This is a genomic window from Thermus sediminis (assembly GCF_003426945.1).
GTDB classification, from domain to species: Bacteria; Deinococcota; Deinococci; order Deinococcales; family Thermaceae; genus Thermus; species Thermus sediminis.
On the sequence record NZ_QURO01000004.1, the window covers coordinates 59,255 to 73,916 of the forward strand.

The following is a 14,662-nucleotide window of genomic DNA, read 5'->3' on the forward strand; positions in this document are numbered from 1 at the left end:
GGCCCCTAAGGAGGAGAGGGCATGCCGGCCAGCACCTTGGACGAACTGGTGGCGCTTTGCAAAAGGCGGGGGTTCATCTTCCAGAGCGCGGAGATCTACGGCGGCCTGCAAGGGGTCTACGACTACGGGCCCCTGGGGGTGGAGCTCAAGAACAACCTGAAGCAGGCCTGGTGGCGCAAAAACGTCTATGAGCGGGACGACATGGAGGGCTTGGACGCAAGCCTCCTCACCCACCGCCTGATCCTTCGCTACTCGGGGCATGAGGCCACCTTCGCCGATCCCATGTTGGACAACCGCGAAAGCAAAAAGCGCTACCGCCTGGACCACCTCCTAAAGGAGCAGCCCGAGGAGGTCCTGAAGCGCCTCTACCGGGCCATGGAGGTGGAGGAGGGGAACCTCCACGCCTTGGTCCAGGCCATGATGGCCTTCCCCGAGCGGGCCGGGGGGGCCATGACCGCGGCTGGGGTGGTGGACCCGGCCACGGGGGAGGCTGGGGATTGGACTCCGCCCCGGTACTTCAACATGATGTTCAAGACCTACGTGGGCCCGGTGGAGGAGGAGGCGGGCCTCGCCTACCTGCGCCCGGAGACGGCCCAGGGGATCTTCACCAACTTCAAGAACGTCCTGGACACCACGAGCCGCAAGCTCCCCTTCGGCATCGCCCAGATCGGCAAGGCCTTCCGCAACGAGATCACCCCCAGGAACTTCATCTTCCGGGTGCGGGAGTTTGAGCAGATGGAGATCGAGTACTTCGTGCGCCCGGGGGAGGACGAGGGCTGGCACCGCTACTGGGTGGAGGAGCGGCTTAAGTGGTGGCAGGAGATGGGCCTAAGCCGGGAAAACCTGGTGCCCTACGAGCAGCCTCCTGAGGAACTCGCCCACTACGCCAAGGCCACGGTGGACCTCCTCTACCGCTTCCCCCACGGGCTGGAGGAGCTTGAGGGCATCGCCAACCGCACGGACTTTGACCTGGGAAGCCACACCAAGGACCAGGAGGAGCTTTCCATCACCGCCAAGGTCCTCAGGAACGAGCACGCCACCCAGCGCCTGGCCTACCGCGACCCCGACACGGGGAAGTGGTTCGTCCCCTACGTGATCGAGCCCTCCGCCGGGGTGGACCGGGGGGTTCTGGCCCTCCTCGCCGAGGCCTTCACCCGGGAGGAGCTCTCCGATGGGGAGGAGCGCATCGTCCTGAGGCTAAAGCCCCAGCTTGCCCCCATCAAGGCGGCCGTCATCCCCCTGGCCAAGAACCGTCCGGAGATCACCGGCTACGCCAAGGCCCTGAAGGCCAGGCTCCAGGCCCTGGGCCTGGGGCGCATCCTCTACGAGGACACGGGCAACATCGGCAAGGCCTACCGCCGCCACGACGAGGTGGGCACCCCCTTCGCCATCACCGTGGACTACGACACTATCGGCCAGAGCAAGGACGGCACCACCCGGCTCAAGGACACGGTCACCGTGCGGGACCGGGACACCATGGAGCAGATCCGCCTCCACGTGGACGAGCTGGAGGGCTTCCTTAGGGAAAAGCTCAGGTGGTAGATTGGGAGGAAGCATGAGGGAGCTAAGGGTAGCCGTGGTGGGGGCCACGGGGGCCGTGGGGCGGGAGATCCTGAAGGTCCTCGAGGCCCGCCGCTTCCCCCTGAAGGAGCTTAGGCTCTACGCCTCCCCCCGCTCGGCGGGGGTGCGCCTCCCCTTCATGGGGGAGGAGATCCCCGTGGAGCCCCTTCCCGAGGGGCCTTTAGGGGTGGACCTGGTCCTGGCCAGCGCCGGGGGTGCCCTCTCCAAGGCCAAGGCCCCTATCTGGGCGGAGGGGGGGGCCTTGGTGGTGGACAACTCCAGCGCCTTCCGCTACGAGCCCTGGGTGCCCCTAGTGGTCCCCGAGGTGAACCGGGAAAAGATCTTCACCCACCGGGGCCTCATCGCCAACCCCAACTGCACCACGGCCATCCTGGCCATGGCCCTCTGGCCCCTCCACCGGGCCTTCCGGGCCAGGCGGGTCATTGTGGCCACCTACCAGGCGGCCTCGGGGGCGGGGGCCAAGGGGATGGAGGAGCTCCGCCACGAGGCCCACCGCTTCCTCCACGGGGAGGCCCCGAAGGCTGAGGTCTTCCCCCATCCCCTGCCCTTCAACGTCATCCCCCAGATCGACGCCTTCCAGGAAAACGGCTACACCCGGGAGGAGATGAAGGTGGTGTGGGAGACCCACAAGATCTTCGGGGACAGCTCCATAAGGATCAGCGCCACGGCGGTGCGGGTCCCCACCCTCCGCGCCCACGCCGAGGCGGTGAGCGTGGAGTTCGCCGAGCCCGTGACCCCGGAGGCGGCCCGGGAGGTCCTGAAAAGCGCCCCGGGCGTGGAGCTGGTGGACGAGCCCGAGGAGAGGCGCTACCCCATGCCCCTCACCGCCAGCGGCAAGTGGGAGGTGGAGGTGGGCAGGGTCCGGAAGAGCCTGGCCTTTGAGAACGGCCTGGACTTCTTCGTGGTGGGGGACCAGCTCCTCAAAGGGGCCGCCCTCAACGCCGTCCAGATCGCCGAGGAGTGGCTCAGGGGGCCTTGAGCCAGAGCCAGTACTCCCGGTTCCCCTCCTTGCCCGGGAGGGGGCTTTCCGCCTCCCCCAGGACCCCGAAGCCCAGCGCCTCCGCCTTCCCCCTCACCCGCCTCAGGGCCTCCCGCCGCAAGGCCTCCTCCCGCACGACTCCCCGGTGGGCCCCCGGCCAGAGCTCGTACTGGGGCTTCACCAGGACCAGGGCCTCGCCCCCTTCTTTGAGGAGCTCCAGGGCCTTGGGCAGGACCCGGGTGGCGGAGATGAAGGCCAGGTCCATGACCAGGAGGTCCACCCTCTCTGGGAGCTCCACGGTGCGGGCGTCCTCTTCCTCCAAGGCCACCACCCTGGGGTCCTCCCTTAGGCTAGGGTGGAGCTGGCCTCTCCCCACGTCCACCGCGTAGACCCGCCTGGCCCCTCTCTCTAGGAGGACCTGGGTGAAGCCCCCGGTGCCCGCCCCCAGGTCGGCGGCCACCTTCCCCGCCACCGCCAAGGAGAAGGCCTCCAGGGCCCCCAGGAGCTTGTAGGCTCCCCGGCCCACATAGCGGGGCTCCTCCCAAAGCTCCACCTCCGCCCCCTCGGGCACAGGGTGGGCGGGCTTCCGCACCACCTTGCCGGAGACCTTGACCAGGCCCTCCTCTATGAGGCGCTTGGCCTTCTCCCGGCTTTCCACCAAGCCCTTCTCCACCAGGTAGCGGTCCAGGCGCACGGGGGTATTATCCCCTTGTGGAAGGGGATCTGTCTGGGGTCTGGTACGTGCTGGAAGGGGAGCCTGGGGAGCACCTGGTGGTGGAGGCCTTGGGGAGGCGGCTTTCCGGGGTGTGGACGGATAGGGCCCTGGCGGAGGGGTTTTTGGCCTTCCACCCGGAGCTCTCTATGCGGGTAAGCCCCCTGGAGACCCGGGCCCTAAAGGAGGCCTTTTTAAGGGCTTTGGGTATGCTCCAGGTGGAGGCGGTCCTGGTGGACTACCAGCCCGGGGCCCACCGGGCCCGCCTGGTGGGGTTGGAAGACCTTTTAGAGGAGGTGCGGCGTGCGTAGGACCTGGCTTTTGCTCTTGGCGCTTCTGGGTATGGCCTGGGCCCAGCGGGCCGAGGTGAGCGTGGGAAGCCCCTTTGGCCTCCAGGGGGGCCTTCGCTTTCCCCTGGTTCCCCTCCTTTTGGAGGGGCGGGCCTACGGGGGGGTGGGCCTTCAGGCCCTGGGCGGGGGCGTGGACCTCCTCCTCAAGGTGCCCTTGACCGACCTCTACCTGGGCCTTGGGGGCTTTTACGGCACGGGGAAGGCCTTCTCCCTGCCCCAGGACGAGGCGGGGCAGGGGGGAGTGAGGGGGGTCTTCGGCACCTGGCTCAACCTGCCCTTGCCCTTCGTAGGGGTTTACCTGGAACTCCATCCCATCTACTACCTGGTCCCTAGCCAGGACTTTGGCCTGGGGATAGCTCTGGGGGTGAGCCTGGGGTTTTAAGTGCCCCACCGCGGCTTCCGCCAGGGTAGGGACTCCAGAAAACCCACGGCCCTAGTCTAGGTTCAATCCAGCATGTTGCCCCATCAAGGCGCGGACACCAAGTCGGCCCGGTACCCCTCCTTGAGGGGGACGATGCGGTTCAGGACTAGGGCCTCCGGGCTAGAGTCCAGGGGGTCCTGCCAGAAGTAGCCCAGGCGCTCCAACTGGTAGCGGGTGTCCTTGGGGTCCTTGGCCACGCTGGGCTCTATGAAGCCCCGCCTGACCTCGAGGGCCTTGGGGTTCAGGTTCTTGAGGAAGTCCCCGCCCTCCTCGGGGTCCTCCGTGAGGAAGAGGCGGCCGTAGAGGCGGAACTCCGTGGGGAGGGCGTGGTTGGCGGAGACCCAGTGGATCACCCCTTTGGGCTTCCCCCCGTCCTCGGGGTTGGCCCCCAGGGTCCCGGGGACCACCCGGGCCTTCAAGAGCCTCACCTCCCCCCCCTCCTCCACCACCTCCTCCAGCTCGATGACGTAGGCGTGCCTTAGGCGCACCCTCTGCCCAGGGGCGAAGCGCTTCCAGCCCTTGGGGGGGTTGAGGCTAAAGTCCGAGCGCTCTATGTAAATCCTCCCCGAGAAGGGGAGGGGGCGGCTTCCTTCCTTGGGGATGTCCCGGGGCCAGTAGGGGGCCTCTATCCACTCCTCCCCCTGGTAGTTGGTGAGGACCACCTCCAGGGGGTCCAGGACCCCCAGGACCCTGGGGGCCACGGGGTTCAGGTCGTCCCGGACCACCTCTTCCAGGAGCTCCATCTCAATCCGGGCCTCGTTCCGGGAGATCCCCGTCCGGCGCACGAACTCGAGGATGGCCTCGGGCCTAATCCCGCGCCTTCTCAGGGCCCTCAGGGTGGGGAGGCGGGGGTCATCCCAGCCGGAGACGTACCCCCCTTCCACCAGCCGGATGAGCTTCCGCTTGGAGAGGACGGTGTGGGTGAGGTCCAGCCTGGCGAACTCGTACTGGTAGGGCCTGGGGGCGAGGGGAAAGCCGCACTTCCCCTTCACGTTCTCCATGACCCAGTCGTAGATGGCCCGGTTGTTCTCAAACTCCAGGGTGCAGAGGGAGTGGGTGATGCCCTCTATGAAGTCCTCCAGGGGGTGGGCGTAGTCGTACATGGGGTAGACCACCCAGCGGTCGCCCACGTGGTAGTGGGGGGCGTGGACGATGCGGTAGAGGACGGGGTCCCGGAGCTTGAAGTTGGGGTGGGTGGGGTCAATCTTGGCCCTTAAGACCCGGCTTCCCGTGGGGAACTCCCCTTGGGTCATGCGGAGGAAGAGCTCCAGGTTCTCCTCCACGCTCCTCTCGCGGTAAGGGCTCGGCTTCCCCTCGGCCCTTAGGGCGCTCATCTCCTCCTCGGGCAGGTCGTCCACGTAGGCCTTGCCCTCCTCTATGAGGGCCAGGGCGCAGGCGTACATCCTCTCAAAGTAGTCGGAGGCGTAATAGATCCCGTCCGGCTCAAAGCCTAGCCACTTCACGTCCTCCAGGATGGCCCGGGCGTACTCCTCCTTCTCCGTCTCCGGGTTGGTGTCGTCCATGCGCAGGTAGCACTCCCCGCCGAAGTCCCTGGCCAGGCCGAAGTTGAGGACGATGCTCCGGGCGTGGCCGATGTGGAGGTAGCCGTTGGGCTCAGGGGGGAAGCGGGTCTTGAGCCTCTCGTACTTCCCCTCCCGGAGGTCCCTCTCCACGATCTCGGTGATGAAGCACTCGGGAACGAGGCCCATAGGGAGAGTTTAGAACCTGGGCTTGCGCTTCTCAAAGAAGGCCCTTATCCCCTCCTTGAGGTCCCCTGTCTCCCGCACCCAGGCGTTGGCCAGGGCGGCCAGGCGGAAGCCCTCCTCGAGGCCCATGCCCGGCAGGGCCGAAAGGAGTTCCTTGGTGAGGCGCAAGGAGGTGGGGGCGTTCCCCGCCACCTCCGCCGCCAAGGCTTGGGCCTCCTCCAGAGCGCGCCCCTTGGGGGCGATGCGGTTGACGAGGCCCAGGGCCTTGGCCTCTTCGGCCCCTATGAGCCTTCCCGTGAGGAGGAGGTCCTTGGCCACCTTCTCCCCTGCGGCCCGGGTGAGGAGGACGGAGACCAAAGCAGCCACGAAGCCGATCCTCACCTCGGTGAAGCCCAGCCTGGCCTCCTCGTCCATCACCACCAGGTCGCAGGCCAAGGCGAGCCCCGCCCCTCCGGCCACCGCCGGGCCGCTCACCGCGGCCACCGTGGGCTTGGGGAAGGTGTAGAGGCGGCGGAATAGGCCCATGAGGGAGAGGGAGTGGCGGTAGTTCTCCTCCGCCCCCTGTTCCGTGACCCTCTCCAAAAAGGCCAGGTCCGCCCCGGCGCTGAAGGCCGGGCCCCGGCCGGCGAGGACTAGGGCCCTTACCTCCGGGTCGGCCTCCAGCCCCTCTAGGGCGGTCAGAATCCCTTCCACCATTTCTGGGGACAGGGGGTTGCGCCTTTCGGGGTCGTTCATAAAGAGCGTGGCTACCCGGCCTCCTTCTACCTGGACCATATCCCCATTGTAGCCCGGGGGCTTTTCCTGCTACACTCCCCTTAGCCCGCAAAGCCGGCGAAGGCCCTTTGCGGGCTGGGAGGTGGTGTAGATAAAGGAGTACCTGACCAACGAACGCATCCGCGCGAAGCAGGTGAGGGTGATCGGTGCCGATGGGCAGCAGCTGGGCATCATGGACACCCGGGAGGCCCTGCAACTGGCCTGGGAGCAGGATTTAGACCTGGTTCTGGTAGGCCCCACCGCCGACCCGCCGGTGGCCCGCATCATGAACTACTCCAAGTGGCGCTACGAGCAACAGGTGGCGGAGAAGGAGGCCCGGAAGAAGGCCAAGCGCACCGAGGTCAAGTCCATCAAGTTCCGGGTCAAGATCGACGACCACGACTATCAGACCAAGCTGAACCATATCCGGCGCTTCTTGGATGAGGGCCACAAGGTCAAGGTCACCATCATGTTCCGGGGGCGGGAGGTGAGCCACCCCGAGCTGGGCCAGCGCCTCTTGGAAAGGGTGGCCGAGGACCTCGAGGGGATGGCCGTGGTGGAGATGAAACCCGAGCTCTTGGGCCGGGACATGAACATGCTCCTGGCCCCGGCCAAGGTCTCGGCGTAGATCTCCTCTTGGCCTTTTGGTATAGTGGGAGGGCTTTGGGGAGCACCCAAGACCCCCAGCGGGGGCGCTTCCCAGGGCGGAGGAAAACCATGGGCAAGATGAAGACCCACAAGGGCGCCAAGGGGCGGGTGAAGGTGACCGCTTCGGGCAAGGTGGTGGCCATGAGGACGGGCAAGCGCCACCTGAACTGGCAGAAGTCGGGGAAGGAGATCCGGCAGAAGGGGCGGAAGTTCACCCTGGCGAAGCCGGAGGCGGAGCGCATCAAGCGCCTCATGCCTTACGAGTGAGGGGGTAGGGGATGCCGCGCGCCAAGACCGGGGTTGTCCGCCGCCGCAGGCACAAGAAGATCCTCAAGCTGGCCAAGGGGTACTGGGGCCTCCGCTCCAAGAGCTTCCGCAAGGCCCGGGAGACCCTCTTCGCCGCCGGGAACTACGCCTACCGGGACCGTAAGGCGAGGAAGCGGGAGTTCCGCAAGCTCTGGATCGTGCGCATCAACGCTGCCTGCCGCCAGCACGGCCTCAACTACTCCAGCTTCATGCATGGCCTCAAGAAGGCGGGGATTGAGCTGGACCGCAAGGCCCTGGCCGACCTGGCGGTGCGGGAGCCAAAGGCCTTCGCCGAGCTCGTGGAGAAGGCCAGGGCCGCCCAGGCCTAAGGCCCCCAAGGTGGGCGCCAGGCGCCGGGCCCTGGCGCCCCTTTCCGTGAGGATGGTGGCCGAGATCTACGTTCTCCTGGTGGCGGCCCTGCCCGTGGTGGAGCTCCGGGGGGCGATTCCCCTGGGGGTAGCCCTGGGCCTCTCCCCTTGGGAGGCCTTTCTGTTGGCCCTCTTGGGGAACCTCCTGGTGGCCCCGGTGGCCCTTATCCTCCTCCCCTGGGCCCTTGGGGTGGCCACCCGGGTGCCCCTGCTCCTCCGGATCTGGCGGGCCCTCGAGGCCCGGGTCCGCTTGAGGGGCGAGGAGCGGGTCCAGCGCCTGGGGGCCTTGGGCCTTTTCCTCTTCGTGGCCGTGCCCCTTCCCGGCAGCGGGGCCTGGAGCGGGAGCCTCCTCGCCGTGGTCCTGGGCCTCAGACGCCGCTACGCCCTCCTCGCCATCTCCCTTGGGGTGGTGGCCGCAGGCCTCCTGATCCTCCTCCTCACCGGCGGGGCCGTGGCCGGGCTAAACTACCTGGGATGACCGCCCTCCTCCTTCCCCTGGCCTACCTGGTGGGGGCCCTCCCCTTGGGCTACTGGCTGGCCAGGAGGCGGGGGGTGGACCTGCGCACGGCGAGCCCCTACGCCCTGGGCCTGGAGAGCGCCCTGAAGCGGCTAGGTTTCGGTACCCTTGTCCTTTCCTTCCTCCTGGACCTCCTCAAGGGCTACCTGCCCCTCCTCTTGGGTCGGGCCTTGGGCTTGGGGCTTGGGGAGCTCCTGCTCCTGGGGGTGGCCATCTACCTGGGCCACCTCTACCCCCTCCTCCTCCGGGACCCCTGGCCCCTGAGGGCCAAGGGGGCGGGGGTGCTCCTCGGGGTCCTGGCGGGCCTCCCCCTCGCGCCCGCCTTGGGGATGGTGCCCCTGGCCCTGGCCCTCGTCCTCTACGCCCTCACCGGCTACGCCTCCTTGGCCGCCTTGGCCCTGCCCCTGGGCCTCTTCCTGGTCCTCCTCTTCGGGGGGTTTGCCCTGGGCGAGGCGCTCCTAGGCCTCCTCCTCTTCCTCCTCGCCCTCTGGCGGTACAAGGAGAACCTGGGGCGGATCCTCGAGGGCACCGAGCCCAAGCTGGGGGAGCCTCTGCCCCTCCCCTCGGAGAGGCAGGTGGTCTGCGCCTTCCTTATCCACCCCCTCACCGTGGAGGACTTCTGGCAAAGCCCCCGCTTCCGCTGGCTTAGGCCCCTCGTGCGCCTGGGCCTCCTCAGGCAGGCCACCATGGAGCGCCTGGCCGAGCGCTTCCGCCCCATGAAGGTGGGGGAGGTGCGGGGGGTGAGGACGGCGGACGGCCGGGAGGTCCTCTGCCACCTCATCTCCGCCCCCCTCCTGCCCCACCAGATCAAGGGAAAGCCCGATCTGGCGGTGAAGCGGGCCATCCAGGGGGCGAGGCTCGCCAGGGAGCTTGGGGCCACGGTGGTGGGCCTCGGGGCCTTTTGGAGCGTGGTGGGGGAGAAGGGCCTAAGGGTGCAGGAGGCCGTCCCCGGGATAGAGGTCACCAACGGCGGGGCCTACACCGCGGGCACGGTGAGGGCGGCCATCCCCAGGATCCTCGCCCACTTCGCCCAAAGCGGCAAGGACCCCAAGGCGGCCACGGCGGCGGTGGTGGGGGCGAATGGGGTGGTGGCCTTCGGCATCGCCCGGCAGATCGCCCCCTACGTGGGGCGGCTCATCCTGGTGGGACGGGACCGGGAGAGGCTTTCCCGGGCAGCGGAGACCCTGAAGAAGAACCTGGAAAGGAAGGGGGAGGCCCCGGAGATTCTGGTCACCACCGAGATCGGGGCCATCCGGGAGGCGGACCTGGTCTTCACCGCCACCAGCGACCCCAACCCCGTCATCTACCCGGAGCACGTGAAGCCCGGAGCCTGGATCTACGACGAGGGCGTCCCCCCGGACGTGCACGGGAGCGTGCGGCAGGTGCCGGGGGTCAGGGTCATCCCCGGGGGGGTGGTGCGGCTTCCCGGGGAGGCCCGGGCCACCCTGGACCTCCACTTCGGGGCCCCGGACCAGGTCCCCGCCTGCCTGGCGGAGACCATGATCCTGGCGGCGGAAGGGGCCTTTGAGCGGAAGAGCCTGGGGGGCGAGGTGAAGGCGGAGAACATCCAGTTCTTCGTGGACCGGGCCGAGGCCCTGGGCTTTAAGGTGGTGGAGTAGTGTGGCTCCTCCTTTCCCCCACCCGCCTCGAGGCCCCCTTCCTAAGGGGGGAGCCCTTCGCCTTCCTGGTCTGGAGAGGGCTTAGGGGTGAGGGCTTCGTCTACCTGGAGACCGGGGTGGGCAAGGTGAACGCCGCCATGGCCCTCACCGCCTACGCCCTCAGGCACCCGGTGGAGAGGGCCCTCCTCTTCGGCCTCGCCGGGGCCTACCCGGGCTCGGGCCTCGCCCCGGGCCAGCTGGTCCTCATCGGGGAGGAGGTGGAGGCGGACCTGGGCCTCCGGGAAGGCCTGGAACCCCTGGGCTTTCCCGCCCTCAGGAAGGGAGGGAAGCGCTACTACAACCGCTTTCCCCTAGACTCAGCCCTCACCGCTTCCCTGGCGGAGGCCCTGGGCCTAACGGTGGTCACCGGCCTCACCCGGGACCTGGTCTCGGAGAGCCCGGGGGAGGCCGCCGCCTTGGCCGAGGGGTGGGGGGCCCAGGTGGAGAGCATGGAGGGGGCGGCCTTCGCCCGGGCCTGCCTGGCCCTGGGGCTCAGGGGGGCGGAGCTCAGGGCCATCTCCAATCCCGCCGGGGTGCGGGACAAGGGGGCCTGGCGGGTGGAGAAGGCGGTGAAGAGCCTGGGGGAGGCCCTTCTCCGCATCCTGGAAGGAAGGGGAGGGCCTTAGGCCCTCCCCAAAGGGCACTGCGCCTCAAGCGCTCTTGTAGACCTCCTCGGCCACCTCCCAGTTGAGGACGTTCCAGATGGCCTGGAGGTAATCCGCCCGGCGGTTTTGGTACTTGAGGTAGTAGGCGTGCTCCCAGACGTCAATCCCCACGATGGGGGCCAAGCCCTCCATCAGGGGGTTGTCCTGGTTGGCCGTGGAGAGGACGTGGAGCTTGCCGAAGGGGTCCTTGACCAGCCAGGCCCAGCCGGAGCCGAAGCGGCCCATGGCCGCCTGGGTGAGCTTCTCCTTGAGGGCGGCGAAGCCGCCAAACTGCTCGTCAATGGCCTTCTTAAGCTCCCCCACGGGCTCCTGGGACCCACCCGGGGTGAGGAGGCGCCAGAAGAGGCTATGGTTCAGGTGCCCGCCCCCGTTGTTGCGCACGGCGGTCTGGATGTCGGCGGGGAGGGCGGCGAGGTGCCGAAGGAGGGTCTCCACCTCGGCCCCCTGGAGGTAGGGGTACTTCTCCAGGGCGGCGTTGAGGTTGGTGACATAGGCCCCGTGGTGCTTCTGGTGGTGGATCTCCATGGTCTTGGCGTCGATGTGGGGCTCGAGGGCCTCGTAGGGGTAGCCTAGGTCGGGAAGCTTGAACGGGTAGGGCATAACACACCTCCGCCTTCCACTATAAGGGGCCCTTTTCCTTGGGCCGTGGCGGCCCTCACCTTCAGGCGCCCTCGTGGGGCTTGGCCAGCCTGATGGGCACCACGATCCGGTCAAACTCCTCCGCGGTGAGGTAGCCCAGCTCCAGGGCCGCCTGCTTCAGGGACTTCCTCTCCTTGAGGGCCTTCTTGACGATCTCCGCCGCCTTGTCGTAGCCGATGGCCTGGTTGAGGGCGGTGGCCAGCATGGGGTTCTTCTCCAGGTGCTCCCCGATGCGCTCCAGGTTGGGCGCAATCCCCCGGGCCAGGTGCTCGTCCAAGGAGGCCACGGCCTCCCCCAGGAGCTTGATGGACTCCAGGGCGGCATCCGCCATGACGGGCTTGTAGACGTTGAGCTGGAAGTTCCCCTGGCTCCCCGCGAAGGCCACGGCCAGGTCGTTGCCCAAGACCCGGGCCACGGCCATGGTGAGGGCCTCCACCTGGGTGGGGTTCACCTTGCCGGGCATGATGGAGCTTCCCGGTTCGTTGGCGGGGATGAAGATCTCCCCGATGCCGGCGTAGGGCCCGGAGGCCAGCCAGCGGATGTCGTTGCCCACCTTCATCAAGGCCCCGGCCAGGGCGCGGAGGGCCCCCATGAGGTGGACCAGCTCATCGTGGGCGGCCAGGGCGGCGAAGCGGTTCTCCGCTACCCGGAAGGGGAGGCCGGTCTCCTCGCTTAGGTAATGGGCCACCCGCTCCCCGAAGCGGGGGTGGGCGTTGAGGCCCGTACCCACGGCGGTGCCCCCGATGGCGAGGTTATAGAGGCCCTTTTCCGCCTCCTTGACCATGGCCAGGGTGTTCCTGAGCTGGGCCGCCCAGCTCCCCACCTCCTGGCCCAGGGTGATGGGCACGGCGTCCATGAGGTGGGTGCGGCCCACCTTGACGATGCCGTCAAAGGCCCTGGCCTTCTCCTCCAGGGTGGCGATGAGGCCCTCTACTGCGGGGTAGAGGTGCCGGTGAAGGGCCAAGGCGGTGGCCACGTACATGGCCGTGGGAAAGGTGTCGTTGGAGCTCTGGCCCCGGTTCACGTGGTCGTTGGGGTGGACGTGCTTGCTCCCCAGGGGCTTTCCCAGGAGCTCTGAGGCCCGGTTGGCGATCACCTCGTTGGCGTTCATGTTGGTCTGGGTGCCCGACCCCGTCTGGAAGACCACCAGGGGGAAGTGGTCGTCCAGCTTCCCGGCGATGACCTCCTCCGCCGCCTGGATGATGGCCCGGGCGATCTCCTCCGGGAGCTCCCCCAGCTCCAGGTTGGCTCTGGCGGCGGCCTTCTTCACCATCCCGTAGGCGCGGATGACCTCGAGGGGCATGCGGAAGCGCCAGGCCCCGATCCGGAAGTGCTCCAAAGAGCGCTGGGTCTGGGCCCCCCAGTAGCGGTCCGCCGGAACCCTAACCTCTCCCATGGTGTCCCGTTCCATCCGGTATTCCATAAGCTACCTCCAAGCCCGATTTTACGCCTCCTCCTCGTAGGGGTCGCGGAGCTCCACGGGCCTGCCCCTAAGCCCCGCCCTCAAGTTCAGCCACTCCACGAAGACGGCGAAGCCCATGGCGAAGTAGACGTACCCCTTGGGGATCTTCACCCCCGTGCCCTCGGCCACCAGGGTGAAACCGATGAGGAGGAGAAAGCTTAGAGCCAGCATCTTCACCGTAGGGTGGCGGTTGACGAAGGCGTAGATGCCCTTGGAGGCCAGGAGCATGAGGCTCACGGAGGTCAGGATGGCCGCCACCATCACCGGCACATGGGGGGTGAGGCCCACGGCGGTGATCACGGAGTCAACGGAGAAGACAATGTCCAGGAGGAGCACCTGGGCGATGACGCTCCTGAAGCTTGGGGCCACCCGCTTCACGGCGTGGCCCGGTTCCCCCTCCAGCTTTTCGTGGATCTCCTTGACGGACTTGTAGAGGAGGAAAAGCCCCCCGGCGATGAGGACCAGGTCCTTCCCCGTGACCTCCTGGCCCAGGAGGGCGAAGAGGGGCTTTTTTAGGGCCAGGATCCAGGCGATGGAGAGGAGGAAAAGGATGCGGGTGACGGCCGCCAAGGAAATCCCGATGACCCGGGCCCGCTCCTGCTCCTTCTTGGGGAGCTTGGAGGCCAGGATGCTGATGAAGATCACGTTGTCCACGCCCAGGACCACCTCGAGGGCCGTGAGGGTCAGGAAGGCCAGCCAGATCTCGGGGTTAGTGAGCCACTCCACGGGCAGGAGTCTACCCCTTCGCTGTAGACTTTTCCCATGGTGGACGTCCTGGTGGTGGGGGCGGGGCCGGTGGGGCTTGCGGCGGCCCTTTGGGCCAAGCGCTTGGGGCTTTCTCATCTGGTTCTGGAAAAGGGCACCGTAGCCGAGACCATCCGCCGCTTTCCCCGCGACCTGGTCTTCTTCTCCGAGGCCAAAAACATTGAGATCGGCGGGCACCCTCTGGTGGCCCATGGCCCCAAGCCCACCCGCAAGGAGGCCCTCCTCTACTACCAGAAGGTGGCGGAGCGGGAGGGGCTTCGGCTTGAGACCTACACCGAGGCCCTTTCCGTGGAGGGGAGGGAAGGGGGGTTTCGGGTGCGGGCCAGGGACCTCCTGAAGGGGGAGGAAAGGGTCTACGCCGCCCGGTACGTGGCGGTGGCCACGGGCTACTTTGACCGTCCCAACCGCCTTGGGGTCCCGGGGGAGGAGCACCCCCACGTCCTCCACCGCTACGAGGAGGCGGCCCCCTTTTGGGGCCGGAAGGTGGCCGTGGTGGGGGGGAGCAACTCCGCCGTGGAGGCGGCCTTGGACCTCTACCGGGGTGGGGCCCAGGTGACCCTGGTCCACCGGGGCCCATGGGTGCGGCCCAGCGTGAAGTACTGGCTCCTCCCCGACTTTGAGAACCGGGTCAAGGAGGGGAGTATCCGGGCGGTGATGGAGGCCAGGGTGGAGGCCATCGCCCCCGAGGGCCTTTGGCTCTTGCGCCCTTCGGGGAGGGAGTTTTTGGAGGCGGACTTCGTCCTGGTCCAGATCGGCTACCGGGCCGAGGACCGCCTCCTGAGGGAGGCGGGGGCGGCCTACGAGGGGGAGAGGCCTCTCCTTACCCCAGAAGGGGAGGCCTCCATCCCCGGGCTCTTCGCCATCGGCTCCTGCGCCTACGGGCCCGACACCCGCTCGGTCTTCATTGAAAACGGCCGGGAGGAGGCGGAAAGGGCCCTAAAGACCATAGCCCGGCGGCTCGCCCCTTGACACCTTTCAAGGGCCCGGCTACCATAGGGGCCAAGATGCGCTCCGTCCTCGCCCTATCCCTAGGCCTGGTCCTAATCGTAGGGCCGGCGGGGGGTAGGGCGTAGCCTTTTAGCGGCGCATCCTCAAACCCCCCGGAGAACCCGGGGGGTTTCGGTTTGGGAGG

At 67.8% G+C, this 14,662-nt stretch carries 17 protein-coding genes; 11 read left to right on the plus strand and 6 right to left on the minus strand.

Translation table 11 applies throughout. The annotated features are described in order from the left end of the window. The first annotated feature begins 21 nt into the window (after window positions 1-21). Together ATI37_RS00995 and ATI37_RS01000 are read left to right on the plus strand one after the other, a co-directional pair. The gene (locus ATI37_RS00995; RefSeq protein WP_117236715.1) at window positions 22-1,542 is read left to right on the plus strand and encodes a glycine--tRNA ligase; all 1,521 of its coding nucleotides are present in this window, start codon (window positions 22-24) and stop codon (window positions 1,540-1,542) included. A 13-nt stretch (window positions 1,543-1,555) separates the two neighbouring features. Then, window positions 1,556-2,560 carry an aspartate-semialdehyde dehydrogenase gene (locus ATI37_RS01000; protein ID WP_117236716.1) on the plus strand — a complete coding sequence of 335 codons (1,005 nt, stop codon included), beginning with the start codon at window positions 1,556-1,558 and terminating at the stop codon, window positions 2,558-2,560. On the opposite strand, the gene ATI37_RS01005 is transcribed toward ATI37_RS01000, so the two are convergent. Beyond that, entirely contained in the window at window positions 2,547-3,254 is a 708-nt protein-coding gene (locus tag ATI37_RS01005; protein ID WP_117236717.1) for a TlyA family RNA methyltransferase, read from the minus strand. The genes ATI37_RS01000 and ATI37_RS01005 overlap by 14 nt on opposite strands. Before the next feature lie 17 nt (window positions 3,255-3,271). Here ATI37_RS01005 and ATI37_RS01010 point away from each other — a divergent pair, with 17 nt between their 5' ends. Both ATI37_RS01010 and ATI37_RS01015 read left to right on the plus strand, forming a co-directional pair. After that, window positions 3,272-3,583: a DUF3234 domain-containing protein gene (locus tag ATI37_RS01010; RefSeq protein ID WP_117236718.1), complete on the plus strand. Its 312-nt coding sequence runs from the start codon at window positions 3,272-3,274 to the stop codon at window positions 3,581-3,583. Window positions 3,584-3,614: 31 nt separating this feature from the next. Continuing rightward, window positions 3,615-4,004 carry a hypothetical protein gene (locus ATI37_RS01015; RefSeq protein WP_117238461.1) on the plus strand — a complete coding sequence of 130 codons (390 nt, stop codon included), beginning with the start codon at window positions 3,615-3,617 and terminating at the stop codon, window positions 4,002-4,004. Window positions 4,005-4,087: 83 nt separating this feature from the next. Here the strand turns inward: ATI37_RS01015 and ATI37_RS01020 are convergent, their stop codons facing one another. After that, window positions 4,088-5,752 carry a glutamine--tRNA ligase/YqeY domain fusion protein gene (locus ATI37_RS01020; protein WP_117236719.1) on the minus strand — a complete coding sequence of 555 codons (1,665 nt, stop codon included), beginning with the start codon at window positions 5,750-5,752 and terminating at the stop codon, window positions 4,088-4,090. Between the two features lie 9 nt (window positions 5,753-5,761). Next, window positions 5,762-6,523, minus strand: a complete 762-nt coding sequence (locus tag ATI37_RS01025; protein WP_117236720.1) for an enoyl-CoA hydratase/isomerase family protein — start codon at window positions 6,521-6,523, stop codon at window positions 5,762-5,764. Window positions 6,524-6,614: 91 nt separating this feature from the next. On the opposite strand from ATI37_RS01025, the gene infC reads away from it, so the two are divergent. The 6 genes from infC to mqnB all read left to right on the plus strand — a co-directional run bounded on the left by infC (window position 6,615) and on the right by mqnB (window position 10,625). Beyond that, entirely contained in the window at window positions 6,615-7,130 is a 516-nt protein-coding gene (gene infC, locus ATI37_RS01030) for a translation initiation factor IF-3 (protein ID WP_117236721.1), read from the plus strand. Window positions 7,131-7,219: 89 nt separating this feature from the next. Further along, window positions 7,220-7,417: a 50S ribosomal protein L35 gene (rpmI, locus tag ATI37_RS01035; protein WP_117238462.1), complete on the plus strand. Its 198-nt coding sequence runs from the start codon at window positions 7,220-7,222 to the stop codon at window positions 7,415-7,417. Between the two features lie 11 nt (window positions 7,418-7,428). Beyond that, entirely contained in the window at window positions 7,429-7,785 is a 357-nt protein-coding gene (rplT, locus tag ATI37_RS01040; RefSeq protein ID WP_117236722.1) for a 50S ribosomal protein L20, read from the plus strand. 52 nt (window positions 7,786-7,837) lie between these two features. Then, window positions 7,838-8,302, plus strand: coding sequence for a COG2426 family protein (locus ATI37_RS01045; protein WP_117238463.1), 465 nt, complete (start codon window positions 7,838-7,840; stop codon window positions 8,300-8,302). Continuing rightward, window positions 8,299-9,960 carry a glycerol-3-phosphate acyltransferase gene (locus tag ATI37_RS01050; RefSeq protein WP_117236723.1) on the plus strand — a complete coding sequence of 554 codons (1,662 nt, stop codon included), beginning with the start codon at window positions 8,299-8,301 and terminating at the stop codon, window positions 9,958-9,960. The genes ATI37_RS01045 and ATI37_RS01050 overlap by 4 nt, the downstream gene beginning before the upstream one ends. Further along, on the plus strand, window positions 9,960-10,625 hold the full coding sequence (gene mqnB / locus ATI37_RS01055) for a futalosine hydrolase (RefSeq protein WP_117236724.1): 666 nt from the start codon (window positions 9,960-9,962) through the stop codon (window positions 10,623-10,625). Before ATI37_RS01050 ends, mqnB begins: the two co-directional genes overlap by 1 nt. A 24-nt stretch (window positions 10,626-10,649) precedes the next feature. On the opposite strand, the gene ATI37_RS01060 is transcribed toward mqnB, so the two are convergent. The 3 genes from ATI37_RS01060 to ATI37_RS01070 all read right to left on the minus strand — a co-directional run bounded on the left by ATI37_RS01060 (window position 10,650) and on the right by ATI37_RS01070 (window position 13,491). Continuing rightward, entirely contained in the window at window positions 10,650-11,264 is a 615-nt protein-coding gene (locus tag ATI37_RS01060) for a superoxide dismutase (RefSeq protein WP_117236725.1), read from the minus strand. Between the two features lie 61 nt (window positions 11,265-11,325). Next, a complete protein-coding gene (gene fumC / locus ATI37_RS01065; protein WP_117236726.1) occupies window positions 11,326-12,726 on the minus strand; it encodes a class II fumarate hydratase in 1,401 nt (466 codons plus the stop codon). A 21-nt stretch (window positions 12,727-12,747) separates the two neighbouring features. Then, window positions 12,748-13,491: a TerC family protein gene (locus ATI37_RS01070; protein ID WP_117236727.1), complete on the minus strand. Its 744-nt coding sequence runs from the start codon at window positions 13,489-13,491 to the stop codon at window positions 12,748-12,750. A 36-nt stretch (window positions 13,492-13,527) separates the two neighbouring features. On the opposite strand from ATI37_RS01070, the gene ATI37_RS01075 reads away from it, so the two are divergent. Then, window positions 13,528-14,499, plus strand: a complete 972-nt coding sequence (locus ATI37_RS01075) for a YpdA family putative bacillithiol disulfide reductase (RefSeq protein WP_117236728.1) — start codon at window positions 13,528-13,530, stop codon at window positions 14,497-14,499. Window positions 14,500-14,662 lie beyond the last annotated feature (163 nt).